At 54.3% G+C, this 15,181-nt stretch carries 10 protein-coding genes; 3 read left to right on the top strand and 7 right to left on the bottom strand.

Annotation, left to right across the window (positions count from 1 at the left end; all coding sequences use genetic code 11):
• Positions 1-204: 204 nt before the first annotated feature.
• Positions 205-570, top strand: a complete 366-nt coding sequence (gene queD / locus ABLV78_RS05060; protein ID WP_015369973.1) for a 6-carboxytetrahydropterin synthase QueD — start codon at positions 205-207, stop codon at positions 568-570.
• Between the two features lie 66 nt (positions 571-636).
• On the opposite strand, the gene ABLV78_RS05055 is transcribed toward queD, so the two are convergent.
• Positions 637-1,425, bottom strand: coding sequence for an SDR family oxidoreductase (locus ABLV78_RS05055; RefSeq protein WP_072251457.1), 789 nt, complete (start codon positions 1,423-1,425; stop codon positions 637-639).
• Between the two features lie 190 nt (positions 1,426-1,615).
• A complete protein-coding gene (gene queE, locus ABLV78_RS05050; RefSeq protein ID WP_047044321.1) occupies positions 1,616-2,287 on the bottom strand; it encodes a 7-carboxy-7-deazaguanine synthase QueE in 672 nt (223 codons plus the stop codon).
• A gap of 512 nt (positions 2,288-2,799) precedes the next feature.
• Between queE and ABLV78_RS05045 the strand changes: the two genes are divergently transcribed.
• Complete coding sequence (locus ABLV78_RS05045; protein WP_045395337.1) at positions 2,800-3,909, top strand: SDR family oxidoreductase; 1,110 nt, start codon at positions 2,800-2,802, stop codon at positions 3,907-3,909.
• A 66-nt stretch (positions 3,910-3,975) separates the two neighbouring features.
• On the opposite strand, the gene eno is transcribed toward ABLV78_RS05045, so the two are convergent.
• The 5 genes from eno to rlmD form a co-directional block, all read right to left on the bottom strand.
• On the bottom strand, positions 3,976-5,274 hold the full coding sequence (eno, locus tag ABLV78_RS05040) for a phosphopyruvate hydratase (protein ID WP_015369968.1): 1,299 nt from the start codon (positions 5,272-5,274) through the stop codon (positions 3,976-3,978).
• Between the two features lie 80 nt (positions 5,275-5,354).
• A complete protein-coding gene (gene pyrG, locus ABLV78_RS05035) occupies positions 5,355-6,992 on the bottom strand; it encodes a glutamine hydrolyzing CTP synthase (RefSeq protein WP_015703305.1) in 1,638 nt (545 codons plus the stop codon).
• Between the two features lie 279 nt (positions 6,993-7,271).
• Positions 7,272-8,063 carry a nucleoside triphosphate pyrophosphohydrolase gene (mazG, locus tag ABLV78_RS05030; protein WP_015703306.1) on the bottom strand — a complete coding sequence of 264 codons (792 nt, stop codon included), beginning with the start codon at positions 8,061-8,063 and terminating at the stop codon, positions 7,272-7,274.
• 507 nt (positions 8,064-8,570) lie between these two features.
• On the bottom strand, positions 8,571-10,808 hold the full coding sequence (relA, locus tag ABLV78_RS05025) for a GTP diphosphokinase (RefSeq protein ID WP_045397579.1): 2,238 nt from the start codon (positions 10,806-10,808) through the stop codon (positions 8,571-8,573).
• A gap of 182 nt (positions 10,809-10,990) precedes the next feature.
• The gene (rlmD, locus tag ABLV78_RS05020; RefSeq protein WP_047044242.1) at positions 10,991-12,295 is read right to left on the bottom strand and encodes a 23S rRNA (uracil(1939)-C(5))-methyltransferase RlmD; all 1,305 of its coding nucleotides are present in this window, start codon (positions 12,293-12,295) and stop codon (positions 10,991-10,993) included.
• 110 nt (positions 12,296-12,405) lie between these two features.
• On the opposite strand from rlmD, the gene barA reads away from it, so the two are divergent.
• Positions 12,406-15,156, top strand: a complete 2,751-nt coding sequence (gene barA / locus ABLV78_RS05015; RefSeq protein ID WP_047044241.1) for a two-component sensor histidine kinase BarA — start codon at positions 12,406-12,408, stop codon at positions 15,154-15,156.
• The last annotated feature ends 25 nt before the right edge of the window (positions 15,157-15,181 follow it).

The following is a 15,181-nucleotide window of genomic DNA, read 5'->3' as shown; positions in this document are numbered from 1 at the left end:
AATAACAAATAACCAAATGGACTAACCTGTTTTAGTTATAGTTATTAACAACAAAACCGATTAGTTAATCCATTGAAAAGAAAGAAATTGAATCAACAAAAAAGCGCAAAAACGGTGATTTTGCGTTCAGGGCCGTTTTAGTTAATGCTAAAAAATGCACTTTCCGGTACCCTACGGCGGTTTTTTTCGTCCTGTTGAGAGTTAATGATGTCCACCACGCTGTTTAAAGATTTCACCTTCGAAGCCGCCCACCACCTGCCGCACGTACCGAAAGGCCACAAATGCGGTCGCCTGCATGGTCACTCTTTTATGGTGCGTCTGGAGATTACCGGTGAAGTCGATCCCCATACCGGGTGGATCATGGATTTCGCCGAGCTGAAAGCCGCGTTTAAACCGACTTACGATCGTTTAGACCACTATTACCTGAACGATATTCCAGGACTGGAGAATCCCACCAGCGAAGTGCTGGCCAAATGGATTTGGGATCAAATGAAACCGCTGGTTCCTCTGCTGAGCGCAGTAATGGTGAAAGAGACCTGCACCGCAGGCTGCGTCTATCGCGGCGAGTAACTCCCTGCCTATCCGCCATCGGGCTGCTGCCCTGGCGGTTTTCTATTTCATCCAACGCCATGTGAATCAGCGCACCAGATAGCCGCCATCCACCGCCAGAATATGACCGTTGACGTAGTCCGAGGCCCGGCTGGAGAGGAAAACAACGGCACCCATTAAATCCTCTGCTTCTCCCCAACGGCCCGCGGGTATATGCGCCAGCACGCGTCGGTTCTCTTTTGGGATGCTGCGGGTAATAGCGGTCATTTCGGTTTCGTAATAGCCGGGCGCGATGCCGTTGACCTGGATATTATATGGGCCCAGCTCATCGCAGTAGGCTTTGGTTAATCCAGCCAGCGCATGTTTGGTGGCGGCATAGGCCGGCGACCAGCTGCCGCCGAGATAAGAAAACACCGAGCAGATGTTAATAATCTTACCGCTTCGCCGCGGGACCATAATTTTAGCGGCTTCGTGGCTGAGCTCAAATGCCGCCGTCAGGTTAGTTTCGATCATCGGATCCCAGTCTGTGCGACCAAAGCGCAGCACCTTATTCAACTGACAAATACCAGCATTGTTCACCAGAATATCAACGGTACCAAAACGCTCGCAGCAGGTGGCGATAATCCGCTGCGGCATGCCGACATCGGTGATATCCGCCAGCATGAATTCCATCTCAACGCCCTGCCGTTCGATAAGTTCGCGGGTTAGAGTATGTTCTTCGCGCAGAGCGGGAATAAACAGATTCGCGCCGGCTGTCGCCAGGGCGACGGCAAAAGCCTGACCAAGGCCGCTATTGCCGCCGGTAACGATAGCGGTTTTCCCCTTGAGCGAGAAGAAGTCCATAGAGAAGGCAGTAGGTCGATCAATTGGCTGCATGGTTAACTCATTCCTTAAGTCAACGTATCAATAGCCCGCCTGAGCGGCTGAATTAACGCGCCAATGATAGCATTGCTGTCATGACGGCGTATCTCAACCCCAGCGCTGGAGCCAAATGCGAAGATGAATTCATATATGAAGAAGAGAGCTGCCGGGCGGTGAGCCACCTACCCGGCAAATAGAGTGGGGATCAGGCGATGTTAAGGTATTTATGCGTCTGCATGGATAACCGCCAGTTCCGGGCGATACAGGTCTCGATGCACAGACGCGTCGCGTCTTCTTTTTGGCTAATCGGCTGTAATGCAATAATCCGCGGCTTTTCATCTGCCAGCGTTTCCAGCAGTTCATCCAGCGCTTCGATATCACGCACGCGGCCAACCGGATGCTTGATTTCATCTGCACGTTGCAACGCCTGAGAGAGCACATCGTAGCCGCCGCGCATGTTCACCTTCGGCGAGACCGTAACCCAGGTATTGTGGCTGCAGCGCACTTCATGGGTGCCGCTGGTTTCAATCTGGCAGCTGAAACCGTTTTGCTCAAGCAGGTCGGTCAACGGCGTAAGATCGTGAATACAAGGTTCGCCGCCGGTAATCACTACGTGACGGGCGGTCCACCCCTGACGGCCAATGATTGCCAGCAGATCGTCGCTGGTCGCCGGGCCCCACTTATCGCTCTCTTTGGTTTTAGCGAGGATACTAAATAGAGACACTTCCCGATCGGCCAGCTTATCCCAGGTATGTTTGGTATCGCACCAGGCGCAACCAACCGGGCATCCCTGCAAACGAATAAAAATGGCAGGCACGCCGGTAAAGTAACCCTCGCCTTGCAAGGTCTGGAACATCTCGTTAATCGGGTACTGCATAGTCATCTCTGTTCAGGTGGTAAAAAGGTATTATCGCAGATTCAGGCGCTCAGGTCTTGTCCTCAGCTGCGCTTACCTGAGCCCATGGTCAGCGGGGCGTAAACCCTCTTTTTATATTAGTTAGCGAACTATGAAATAAGCACAAAATGTATTTACGATATATTAAGTATTATTTTAGCATGTGCCACACTCACTCATTAACCCGTTCATTGATTACTCTTTTCAGAAGTATCTGCGTGCGGATAAAGATGTAACAAATAATGTTTTTCATGATCGTAATAGCATTATTTATGATTGTCTAAATCGATAAAAAATCACAATTAATCAAAGATGTACAAACCGATACATGAAACAATGAATCTTTTATCTATGCATACTGTCCAATTCAATTCACTTAATTTCCATAGCTTAAAATAAGCTTAAGAAACCGACGGTTACAGCATTTTTTATTTAATCTCCGTTTAATTTTCCGCGCCTAGAATCCAGTCGACCAACCATGAGAGACTGCATTCATGAATACATTATTAATTACAGGCGTTACCGGATTTCTGGGTGGAGCGGTATTAGAAAATATCCTTAATAACGAAAATGGGATTAATCTATTGCTCCTGGTGCGAGCCAATAACGATGAAGCGGCTCTGGCCCGGGTGAAGGAAAACCTGCGTAAATTCAATATTGCAGAGGAGAAGCTGGCCGCATTAACTACCCGGCAGATCCTGCTCGGCGATTTGTCATCCCCGGAGGCGTTCCTGAGCGACCCGCGTCTGGAGCAGGTCACTCACGTTATCAACAGCGCCGCCGTCGCCTCATTTGGCAATAACCCGCTCATCTGGAAAGTGAACGTCGAAGGGACGTTCAAATTTGCCCAACGGATGTCCCGCGTAGCTGGACTACAACGTTTTCTCCACGTCGGGACCGCGATGTCCTGTACCCCGGAGCCCGATTCGCTGGTCGCTGAAAGCGCTGAATTCCGCGAGCACGCCGAGCATCTGGTGGAGTATACCCATTCCAAATCGACGATTGAGCGCCTGATGCAGGAGCAGTGCCCGACGTTACCGTTAGCCATCGCCCGCCCTTCTATCGTCGTTGGTCATACTCATCACGGTTGCCAACCCTCCAGCAGCATTTTTTGGGTGTTCAGTATGGGGCTGATGTTGCAAAAATTCCTCTGCTCCCTGGAAGACCGCGTTGATGTTATCCCGGTCGACTACTGCGCCGACGCGCTGCTGATGTTATTACAGCGCCCGCTGGCGCGCGGCGAAGTAGTGCATATCTCCGCCGGAGAAGAAAACAGCGTGAAATTTGCGGAAATCGATCGCGCGATGGCCTCAGCGCTGGAGCAGGCTCCGGTAGGCGATCGATACGCGCAGGTCAGCTATGAGACGCTGGTTAAAATGCGCCGTGAGTTGAAGGATATTTTTGGCCCGTGCAACGAGCGCCTGATGCTCAAAGCGATGCGCCTGTATGGCGCCTTCGCGACGCTGAACGTCCGCTTCAGCAATGATAAGCTGCTGAGCATGGGCATGCCCAAACCGCCGCGTTTCACCGATTATATCGACCGCTGCGTACAAACCACCCGCGGGCTTTCTATTCCGCAGCAAATGGCCGTCGATTTCAAGTAAGTGCAAATAGCGGATAAAAAAAATGCCAGTCCGCAGACTGGCATTTTATTTCACAAAAAGTCAGGATTACGCCTGGCCTTTGATCTCTTTACGACCGTTGTACGGCGCTTTTTCACCCAGCGCTTCTTCGATACGAATCAGCTGGTTGTATTTAGCAACGCGGTCAGAACGGCTCATAGAACCAGTTTTGATCTGGCCTGCAGCGGTACCAACAGCCAGGTCAGCGATGGTAGCGTCTTCAGTTTCGCCAGAACGGTGAGAGATGACAGCGGTGTAGCCAGCGTCTTTCGCCATCTTGATTGCAGCCAGAGTTTCGGTCAGAGAACCGATCTGGTTGAATTTGATCAGGATGGAGTTAGCGATGCCTTTCTCGATGCCTTCTTTCAGGATCTTGGTGTTGGTTACGAACAGATCGTCACCAACCAGCTGGATTTTGTCGCCCAGTACTTTGGTCTGGTATGCGAAACCGTCCCAGTCAGACTCGTCCAGGCCATCTTCGATGGACACGATCGGGTACTGTTTGGTCAGTTCTTCCAGGAAGTGGGTGAATTCTTCAGAGGTGAACGCTTTGTTGCCTTCGCCAGCCAGAACGTATTTACCGTCTTTGTAGAATTCAGAAGCTGCGCAGTCCATCGCCAGAGTGATGTCTTTGCCCAGTTCGTAGCCTGCTGCTTTAACCGCTTCAGCGATAACAGCCAGCGCTTCAGCGTTGGAACCCAGGTTCGGCGCGTAGCCGCCTTCGTCACCAACTGCAGTGTTCATGCCTTTGGATTTCAGAACTTTCGCCAGGTGATGGAACACTTCAGAACCCATACGTACGGCTTCTTTCAGAGTCGGCGCGCCAACCGGCTGAATCATGAATTCCTGGATGTCGACGTTGTTGTCAGCGTGCTCACCGCCGTTGATGATGTTCATCATCGGAACCGGCATAGAGTATTTGCCCGGAGTGCCGTTCAGTTCAGCAATGTGTTCGAACAGCGGCTGGCCTTTAGAAGCAGCTGCTGCTTTGGCGTTCGCCAGGGATACCGCCAGGATTGCGTTCGCACCGAAGTTGGATTTGTTTTCAGTACCGTCCAGGTCGATCATGATCTTATCGATGCCAGCTTGATCTTTAGCATCTTTACCCAGGACTGCCTGAGCGATCGGGCCGTTTACCGCAGCAACAGCTTTGGTTACGCCTTTACCCAGGAAACGGGATTTGTCGCCATCGCGCAGTTCCAGCGCTTCGCGGGAACCAGTAGAAGCACCTGACGGAGCAGCTGCCATACCGACGAAACCACCTTCCAGGTGTACTTCGGCTTCAACAGTCGGGTTACCACGGGAGTCGATGATTTCACGACCGATGACTTTAACGATTTTGGACATTAGGTTTTCCTCAGTACAAGTTAAACTAAAACTCCAGACAAACAATGCACCCAATTGGGTGCATTGCCGTTCTAACTCTTTTACTTCGCCTGACGTTTCTGGTACTCGCTCGCGGCTTTCACAAAGCCGGCAAACAGCGGGTGGCCGTCACGCGGCGTCGAAGTAAACTCCGGGTGGAACTGGCAGGCCACAAACCACGGATGGTTCGGCACTTCGATGATCTCGACCAACTGATCATCCCCGGAACGGCCCGCAACGCGCAGGCCGGCAGCTTCAATCGGTTTCAACAACATGTTGTTGACTTCGTAGCGGTGACGATGGCGCTCGGTGATTGTCGGCTCGCCGTATAGCTGACGAACCAGAGAATCATCACCCAGCTGGCACTGCTGCGCGCCAAGGCGCATGGTGCCGCCGAGGTCGCTCTTCTCGGAACGAACCTCAACGTTGCCTTCTTCGTCACGCCATTCGGTAATCAGCGCCACCACCGGGTACTTACAGTCTGGCACAAATTCCGTAGAGTTGGCGTTTTCCATGCCCGCTACGTTGCGCGCGAACTCAATCAGCGCAACCTGCATACCCAGGCAGATGCCCAGATATGGAATATTGTTCTCACGCGCATAGCGCGCGGTGGCGATCTTGCCTTCAACGCCGCGGTAGCCGAAGCCGCCCGGGATGAGGATCGCGTCCAAATCTTTGAGGATTTCGACGCCGCGCGTTTCAACATCCTGCGAATCGATAAGCTTGATGTTGACGGTCACGCGGTTTTTCAGACCACCGTGTTTCAGCGCTTCAATCACCGATTTGTAGGCATCCGGCAGTTCAATGTACTTACCGACCATACCAATGGTGACTTCGCCTGCCGGATTAGCTTCTTCATAGATTACCTGTTCCCATTCGGCCAGGTTTGCTTCCGGACAAGTTAAGCTGAATCGTTTACAAATATAATCGTCCAGCCCCTGAGATTTCAACAGGCCTGGAATTTTATAAATGGAATCGACGTCTTTCAGAGAAATCACAGCCTTTTCCGGGACGTTACAGAACAATGCAATTTTTGCACGCTCGTTGGCCGGAACCGCGCGATCGGAGCGGCAAATCAGAATATCAGGCTGGATACCGATGGAGAGCAGCTCTTTCACAGAGTGCTGAGTCGGTTTAGTTTTGACTTCACCCGCCGCCGCCATGTATGGCACCAGGGTCAAGTGCATGAACAGGGTATGCTCACGGCCGATTTCTACCGCCATCTGGCGAATAGCTTCGAGGAACGGCAGGGATTCGATATCGCCTACGGTACCGCCGATTTCAACCAGCACCACGTCATGGCCTTCGCCGCCAGCCAATACACGCTCTTTGATGGCGTTGGTGATGTGCGGGATAACCTGTACGGTTGCGCCCAGATAGTCGCCACGGCGCTCTTTACGCAGAACGTCGGAGTAGATACGACCAGTGGTGAAGTTGTTGCGGCGAGTCATCTTGGTGCGGATGAAACGCTCGTAGTGGCCCAGGTCCAGATCGGTTTCAGCGCCGTCTTCAGTAACGAACACTTCCCCGTGCTGGATTGGGCTCATGGTGCCCGGATCGACGTTGATGTACGGATCCAGTTTCATGATAGTTACATTGAGCCCACGGGCTTCAAGAATGGCTGCCAGGGAAGCTGCGGCAATGCCTTTACCCAGAGAGGATACGACCCCGCCGGTCACAAAAATATAGTTCGTTGTCATGCTGAACCTGAGAAGTTAGGGTAAAACGATGGAATAACCAGGACGGGAAAGTAGTATACCCGAACATGCGTGACGCCACAAACTTTCATTCTCCCCTCCTCTTCTTTCTACCAGCCGCACCTGCGTTGCGACTCGAACAACTCGAAGAGGCAGGCTACATGGTGTTTCAACAACATAACGGAATGAGAAAATAGCCGCTTTTGGCGAAATGTTTTTGACGTAAATCAAGCGCTTGTTATTTATAAAATCACACAAATAGCGCTTGATCACGAAAACTCGTTAGAGATCAGTTTCCTGGCGTTTTACTTCCTGCCACACTTCTTCCATGGTTTCGAGGTCAACGCCGGTCATTTCCAGACCTCTGGCGGCAACAATACGCTCAACTTCGCGGAAGCGGCGCTCAAATTTGAGGTTCGCTTTCTGCAACGCGACCTCGGCTTTGACTCCTAAATGGCGGGATAAATTCACCGTGGCGAACAGCAGATCGCCCACTTCCTCTTCCAGTTTAGCTTCATCAACCACCGCCTGCTGCGCTTCATGCATGACTTCATCTATCTCTTCATGCACCTTATCGAGCACCGGCCCAAGCGAGGTCCAGTCGAAGCCCACCGCCGAGCAGCGACGCTGAATTTTATGCGCGCGCATCAGCGCCGGCAGGCTATGCGGAATATCATCCAGCGCCGAGTGTTGCGCCTTTTCCGCTCGCTCCGCGCTCTTGATCTGCTCCCAGCGCGCCAGCACTTCCGCACTGTTCCCGGCTGAAGCATCGCCGAAAATATGCGGATGGCGACGTTCCAGTTTGTCGCTGATGGCGGCGCAGATATCGTTGAAATCAAAACGCCCCTCTTCTTGCGCCATCTGCGCATAGAACACCACCTGGAATAGCAGGTCGCCAAGCTCGCCGCGCAGATCGTCAAAATCTTCGCGCGCAATGGCGTCCAGCACTTCATAGGTCTCTTCAAGGGTGTAAGGGGCGATAGTGGCAAAGGTCTGTTCTTTATCCCACGGGCAGCCGTTTTCCGGGTCGCGCAGGCGGCGCATGATGCCGAGCAGGCGGTCAATTTGAGTCATGTGACAATCCTGGAAATTAAAAAAATAGTCGGCCGGATAAGGCATTGATACCTTATCCGACGTTACGAAATTGCCGGATGGCGGCTTCGCCTTATCCGGCCTACAGACGAATTAACCGCCGTGTAGCGATTGTCGCCCGGGCGCTTTTAAGACAAAGCCGCGGACCGTAGGCCGGATAAGGCATTTATGCCGCCATCCGGCGCGACGAAATTAACCGCCGTGAAGCGGTTGTCGCCCGGACGCTTTTAAGACAAAGCCGCGGACCGTAGGCCGGATAAGGCATTTATGCCGTCATCCGGCGCGGCGAAATTAACCGCCGTGCAGCGGTTGTCGCGCGGGCGCTTTTAAGACAAAGCCGCGGACCGTAGGCCGGATAAGGCATTTATGCCGCCATCCGGCGCGACGAAATTAACCGCCGTGCAGCGGTTGTCGCGCGGGCGCTTTCAAGACAAAGCCGCGGACCGTAGGCCGGATAAGGCATTTATACCGCCATCCGGCGCGACGAAATTAACCGCCGTGCAGACGACGCGCGTCGATCACATCCGGCACCTGGTTCAGCTTGCCGAGCACCCGGCCCAACACCTGCAGGTTGTAGATTTCAATGGTCATATCGATGGTCGCCAACTGCTGTTTGGTATCGCTGCGGCTGGCTACGCCCAACACGTTCACCTTCTCGTTGGCAAGAATAGTGGTAATGTCGCGCAGCAGGCCGCTGCGGTCGTTGGCAACCACGCGCACCACCAGCGAATATCCCGCAGAATAGCTCTCGCCCCATACCGCATCAACGATGCGTTCCGGCGCGTGAGACTGCAGCTCAGCCAGCTGATCGCAGTCGGCGCGGTGCACCGAGATCCCGCGCCCCTGGGTGATGAAGCCGACGATTTCGTCACCGGGAATCGGCTGGCAGCAGCGGGCGATGTGATGCATCAGGTTGCCGACGCCCTCAACCACCACCCGGCCATTGTCTTTACTGCGGTTCTGCGGGGTATAGGTTTTCTGCTGCAGCTGCTTCAGCGCGGCGGCATCCTGTTCCGCAGCGCTCGGTTTGTTGAACTGCGCCTGCAGGAAGTTGACCATCTGGTTAAGGCGAATATCGCCGCCGCCGATAGCCGCCAGCAGTTCATCCAGTTCATTAAAGTTGTAGCGCGGCAGCAGATGTTTCTCGGCATCCTTCAGGCTGATCCCCAGATGCTCAAGCTCATCGTCAAGGATCTGCCGCCCGGCGAGAATGTTCTTGTCGCGATCCTGTTTACGGAACCAGGCGTGAATTTTGGAGCGCCCGCGGCTGGTGGTCACGTAGCCGAGGTTCGGGTTCAGCCAGTCGCGGCTTGGGTTGGGCTGCTTCTGAGTAATTATCTCAATCTGATCGCCCATCTGCAGCTGATAGGTGAACGGCACAATGCGCCCGCCAATTTTCGCGCCGATGCAGCGGTGCCCGACATCGCTATGGATATGGTAGGCAAAATCGAGCGGAGTGGAGCCCGCCGGCAGGTCAACCACGTCGCCCTTCGGCGTAAACACGTAGACCCGGTCGTCAAAGACCTGGCTGCGCACTTCATCGAGCATTTCGCCGGAGTCGGCCATCTCTTCCTGCCAGGCGATCAGCTTACGCAGCCAGGCGATACGGTCTTCATGACCGCGGCCGCCGCTCGCCCCGGCGCTGGCGCCCTCTTTATACTTCCAGTGCGCCGCCACGCCGAGCTCGGCGTCTTCATGCATCTGTTTGGTGCGAATTTGGATTTCGACCGTTTTCCCGCCCGGCCCAAGCACTACGGTATGAATAGACTGGTAGCCGTTCGGTTTCGGGTTAGCGACGTAATCATCAAATTCGTCAGGCAGATGACGATAGTGGGTATGCACGATCCCCAGCGCCGCGTAGCAATCCTGTAAACGTTCGGCGACGATACGAACCGCGCGCACGTCAAACAGCTCATCAAAAGCGAGATGCTTCTTCTGCATTTTGCGCCAGATGCTATAGATATGCTTTGGACGCCCGTACACCTCAGCCTTCACGCCTTCGGTTTTCATTTCTGAGCGCAGATGGCCGACAAACTCATCGATGTAATGTTCGCGGTCGATACGGCGTTCATGCAGCAACTTTGCAATGCGCTTATATTCGGCTGGATGCAGGTAACGGAAGCAGTAGTCTTCCAGCTCCCACTTCAGTTGACCGATCCCTAAGCGGTTCGCCAGCGGCGCATAGATATTGGTACACTCTTTTGCGGCCAGTACGCGCTCATCTTCGGGTTCATCTTTTACCTCGCGCAGGTGAGCGATACGTTCCGCAAGCTTGATAACCACGCAGCGGAAATCATCGACCATCGCCAGCAGCATGCGGCGAATATTGTCGACCTGTTCTGAGGAGACGGTATCGGTGTGCGTGGCTTTGAGCTGGCGAATCGCCGCCATATCACGCACGCCGTGAATCAGGGTAACGACGGATTTGCCGACGCTCTCTTGCAGGACTTCTTCGCTGACGACGTTGCCGTCCGCCAGCGGAAACAGCAAAGCGGCCCGCAAGGTATCGATATCCATATTCAGCATGGAGAGAATTTCAACCATCTCCACGCCACGCCAAAGCAGGAGATCTGCCTGCGGGTGCCCCTGCGTTGTTGCGCGACAATAATCCCAGGTCTCGGCTAAGCGCTCACACGACTGCTGGCTGGAAATCCCCAGACTCGCGATCCATTTCTTCGGGTCAAACTCACCAGCTTTATTTAGATGTGCACTTCTTACCGCAACCATTGTCCTCTCCTTAAGGGACTCAGCCTACCGAAGTCAGCAAGCCATATTTATACCCGTCATTCTTCAAGTTGCATGTGCGTTAGCTTTCCTGCAACTCGAGTTATTGAGGGTATCTACTTCATCCTTCAGTCCACACCGCCACCAGGCATCTTCACTGTCGCCTCGATGCGGGCTGAACAATTTTATGTAAGCTCGCGCTCAAACAATACTATCGATTCCAGGTGCCCGGTGTGCGGGAACATGTCCAGCATCGCCAGACGTTGAATGCGATATCCCGCCTGAAGCAACGCCTCGCTATCGCGCGCCAGCGTCGCCGGGTTACATGAAACATAGACCACTCGCCGCGGAGCCAGCTTGATAATATGCGCCATCACGCCCGGCGCCCCGGCCCTTGCCGGATCGAGTAGAATTTTATCAAAGCCGTGCTTCGCCCAGGCTTGCCGGGTGACATCTTCCTCCAGGTTTTCATGAAAGAAAGTCACGTTTTGCAACCCATTGAGAGCGGCATTTTCCCGCCCCTTTGCCACCAGCGCGGGCACACCTTCGACGCCCACCACGCTCGCCGCCGCTTTGGCCAGCGGCAGGGTGAAATTACCCATACCGCAAAAAAGATCCAGAACGCGGTCCTGCGGCTGAATATCTAACCAGGCCAGCGCCGTACTTACCATCTTCTGGTTTACGCCATCGTTGACCTGGATAAAATCGCGCGGACTGAACACTAAGCGTAGTCCGTCTGACGTGTACCATGGCTCATCGCCGCGAATATGTTCAAGTATCTCGCTTTGCGGCGCGAGGTACAGGGATAGACCGTGAGTTTGCGAAAAACGTTCCAGTTTTTCTTTATCCGCCGCCGTCAGCGCGGCGGTATGGCGTAAAACCATCAGCGGGCCGTTGTCCGCCTGCACCAATTCAACGTGGCCAAGATGACGCTGTGACTGCAGGCTGGTTAAACACTCGCGCACCGCGGGCAACAACGCCTCAAGTTGGGGCACCAAAACAGGGCACTGCACCACATCGATGATTTCGCTGGAGTTGGCCTTACGAAAACCCATCTGCAGTTGTTGGGTCTTCGGCTGATAATTCAAGCTCAAACGCGCCCGACGACGATAGCCCCAGGGTTCAGCGGCTATAATGTCGTCAACGTCACGTTTCATCAGGCGGGAGAGCGCGGCGCGCTTGCTTTGCTGCTGTAGTTCAATGCTAGCATGCTGCTGCTGGCATCCGCCGCAGACGCCGAAATGCGCACAGCGCGGCGCAACGCGCTGTGGGCTGTCGTTGAGGCGGCGTTTAACCTGAGCGCGGGCATACTGTTTTTTATCCTCTACCAGCACGACTTCCGCCTGCTCTTGCGGCAACAGGCCGGGGACAAACAGCGCCTTACCCTGATGACGGGCTACGCCCTGGCCAAAGGGATCAAGGTCATTTACCGTCACGGTTATGATCTGGCGCGTCGTCACACGCCGTTTTGCAGAGTAGAATTGCGCCATTGTAGAGGATTATCTCAAAAATATACTGACTCTATACATGAAATCATTCGGGCTATCGATTCAGAAGCCGTCTGAAGGTTGATATGTATATTCTCCCATAATGGAACCGCATGACCAACTACAGCCTACGTGCTCGCATGATGATTCTTATTCTGGCGCCGACCGTTTTGATTGGTTTGCTGCTCAGTATTTTCTTCGTCGCCCACCGCTATAACGACCTGCAGAGGCAGTTGGAGGATGCCGGCGCCAGTATTATCGAACCGCTGGCGGTATCCAGTGAATACGGCATGAATTTGCAAAATCGCGAGGCGATCGGCCAACTTATCAGCGTGCTTCACCGCCGCCATTCCGATATCGTGCGGGCCATTTCAATCTATGATGCAAAAAACCGGCTTTTCGTTACCTCTAACTTTCAGCTCGATCCGCGAGAAATACAGCTCCCGCGCGGCGCCCCCTTCCCTCGCCGTCTAAGCGTCACCCGCCACGGCGATATCATGGTGCTGCGCACGCCTATTGTGTCAGAAAGCTATCTGCCCGATGAGTCGCCGGAAAGCGATGCTAAAATGCCGGGCAACATGCTTGGCTATGTGGCGCTGGAGCTCGACCTCAAATCCGTTCGCTTACAGCAGTACAAAGAGATATTTATCTCAAGCGTCATGATGCTGTTTTGTATCGGCATTGCGCTGATTTTCGGCTGGCGATTGATGCGCGACGTGACCGGGCCGATTCGCAATATGGTCAACACCGTTGACCGCATCCGTCGCGGCCAGTTGGATAGCCGCGTTGAAGGTTTTATGCTCGGCGAGCTGGATATGCTGAAAAACGGCATTAACTCGATGGCGATGTCGCTTGCGGCATACCACGAGGAGATGCAGCACAATGTCGATCAGGCCACCTCGGATCTGCGCGAAACGCTGGAGCAGATGGAGATTCAGAACGTCGAGCTGGATCTGGCGAAAAAGCGCGCCCAGGAGGCCGCGCGCATCAAATCCGAGTTCCTGGCCAATATGTCGCATGAGCTACGAACCCCGCTTAACGGCGTGATTGGCTTTACCCGACTGACGCTAAAAACCGATCTGAACGCCACTCAGCGCGACCACCTCACCACCATTGAGCGTTCTGCCAACAATCTGTTGGCCATCATTAATGACGTGCTGGATTTCTCCAAGCTGGAAGCGGGCAAGCTGATACTGGAAAGCATTCCTTTCCTGCTGCGCAATACCCTGGATGAAGTGGTGACCCTGCTGGCCCATTCGGCGCACGATAAAGGGCTCGAACTCACCCTCAACATTAAAAGCGATGTCCCGGATAATGTGATTGGCGATCCGCTACGTCTGCAGCAGGTCATCACCAACCTGGTGGGTAACGCCATAAAATTCACCGAGCACGGCAACATTGATGTGCTGGTGGAACAGCGGGCGATGAGCAATTCCCGCGTGCAAATTGAAGTACAGATCCACGATACCGGCATCGGTATTCCGGAGCGCGATCAGTCACGGCTGTTCCAGGCATTCCGCCAGGCCGACGCCAGTATCTCGCGCCGCCACGGCGGCACCGGCCTGGGTCTGGTCATCACCCAGCGCCTGGTCAAAGAGATGGGCGGTGATATCTCATTCCATAGTCAACCGAACCGTGGCTCCACCTTCTGGTTCCATATCAGCCTTGACCTGAACCCGAACGCCGTTACGGACGGTTTCGATACCCATTGCCTGGCGGGCAAGAAGCTGGCCTACATTGAAGCCAATGCCACCGCTGCGCAAAGCACGATGGAACTGCTGGCAACCACGCCATTGGAGGTGGTCTACAGCCCGACGCTGTCAGCGCTGCCGGATGCCCACTACGATATTTTACTGGCCGGTATTCCGGTGTCGATGCGCGATCTCAGCAATCAGCGGGAGAAGCTGGTCCGCGCCTGCTCGCTATCCGATACCCTGGTACTGGGGTTGCCTTGTCACGCGCAGGTCAGCGCCGAAGAGCTGAAAAGAAATGGCGTCGCCGCCTGCCTGCTCAAACCGTTGACCTCCACGCGGCTTTTCCCGGTGCTGATGGCCTCTTGCCGCGCGCAGCCGCCGGTGCCGCAGCCCTATATCGATAGCGATAAACTGGCGATGACGGTCATGGCGGTAGACGACAACCCGGCCAACCTCAAGCTTATCGGCGCATTGCTGGACGATCTGGTGCAGCATGTCATTCTGTGCGATAGCGGCCAGGATGCCGTAGAGCAGGCAAAACAATCGCAGTTGGATCTCATTCTGATGGATATTCAGATGCCGGATATGGACGGTATTCGCGCCTGTGAATTGATCCGCCAACTCCCTCATCAGCAGCAGACACCGGTGATCGCCGTGACCGCTCACGCCCTTGAGGGTCAGCGCGAGAAACTGCTGGCTGCCGGGATGAACGATTATCTGGCGAAGCCAATTGAAGAAGATAAACTCAGCACCCTGCTGTTGCGTTATCAGCCCGGTATGCACGTCGTCACGCCTCAAATCGCCGAACCGGTTGAGCCGGTTATCGACCATAACGTCACGCTCAACTGGCAGCTGGCGCTGCGTCAGGCAGCCATGAAGCCAGACCTCGCGCGGGAGATGCTGCAAATGTTGCTCGCCTTTATGCCGGAGGTGCGCAATAAAGTTGAAGAGCAGCTGGTCGGCGAGACGCCGGAAGGATTGCTGGATTTAATCCACAAGCTGCACGGTAGCTGCAGCTATAGCGGCGTACCGCGGCTGAAAAAACTGTGCCATACCCTTGAAAGTCAGTTGCGCGCCGGTACCGCGCCGGAAGAACTGGAGCCGGAACTGCTGGAACTGCTAGACGAGATGGATAACGTCGCCCGCGAAGCGTGCAAGATGGGAGTGTAAACCCCGGATAGCGGCGCTACGCGCC

The sequence above is a fragment of the Klebsiella sp. CN_Kp075 genome (assembly GCF_040065055.2).
In the GTDB taxonomy this organism is placed as follows: domain Bacteria; phylum Pseudomonadota; class Gammaproteobacteria; order Enterobacterales; family Enterobacteriaceae; genus Klebsiella; species Klebsiella aerogenes.
The sequence above is the reverse complement of the archived record's forward strand: the minus strand, read 5'-3'. Positions and strand labels throughout refer to the sequence as shown.

Bases quoted from the DNA above. Each gene is read 5' to 3' on its own strand.
- ABLV78_RS05055 (WP_072251457.1), bottom strand. From the start codon at position 1,425: ATGCAGCCAATTGATCGACCTACTGCCTTCTCTATGGACTTCTTCTCG.
- rlmD (WP_047044242.1), bottom strand. From the start codon at position 12,295: ATGGCGCAATTCTACTCTGCAAAACGGCGTGTGACGACGCGCCAGATC.
- queE (WP_047044321.1), bottom strand. From the start codon at position 2,287: ATGCAGTACCCGATTAACGAGATGTTCCAGACCTTGCAAGGCGAGGGT.
- mazG (WP_015703306.1), bottom strand. From the start codon at position 8,063: ATGACTCAAATTGACCGCCTGCTCGGCATCATGCGCCGCCTGCGCGAC.
- pyrG (WP_015703305.1), bottom strand. From the start codon at position 6,992: ATGACAACGAACTATATTTTTGTGACCGGCGGGGTCGTATCCTCTCTG.
- ABLV78_RS05045 (WP_045395337.1), top strand. From the start codon at position 2,800: ATGAATACATTATTAATTACAGGCGTTACCGGATTTCTGGGTGGAGCG.
- relA (WP_045397579.1), bottom strand. From the start codon at position 10,808: ATGGTTGCGGTAAGAAGTGCACATCTAAATAAAGCTGGTGAGTTTGAC.
- barA (WP_047044241.1), top strand. From the start codon at position 12,406: ATGACCAACTACAGCCTACGTGCTCGCATGATGATTCTTATTCTGGCG.
- eno (WP_015369968.1), bottom strand. From the start codon at position 5,274: ATGTCCAAAATCGTTAAAGTCATCGGTCGTGAAATCATCGACTCCCGT.
- queD (WP_015369973.1), top strand. From the start codon at position 205: ATGATGTCCACCACGCTGTTTAAAGATTTCACCTTCGAAGCCGCCCAC.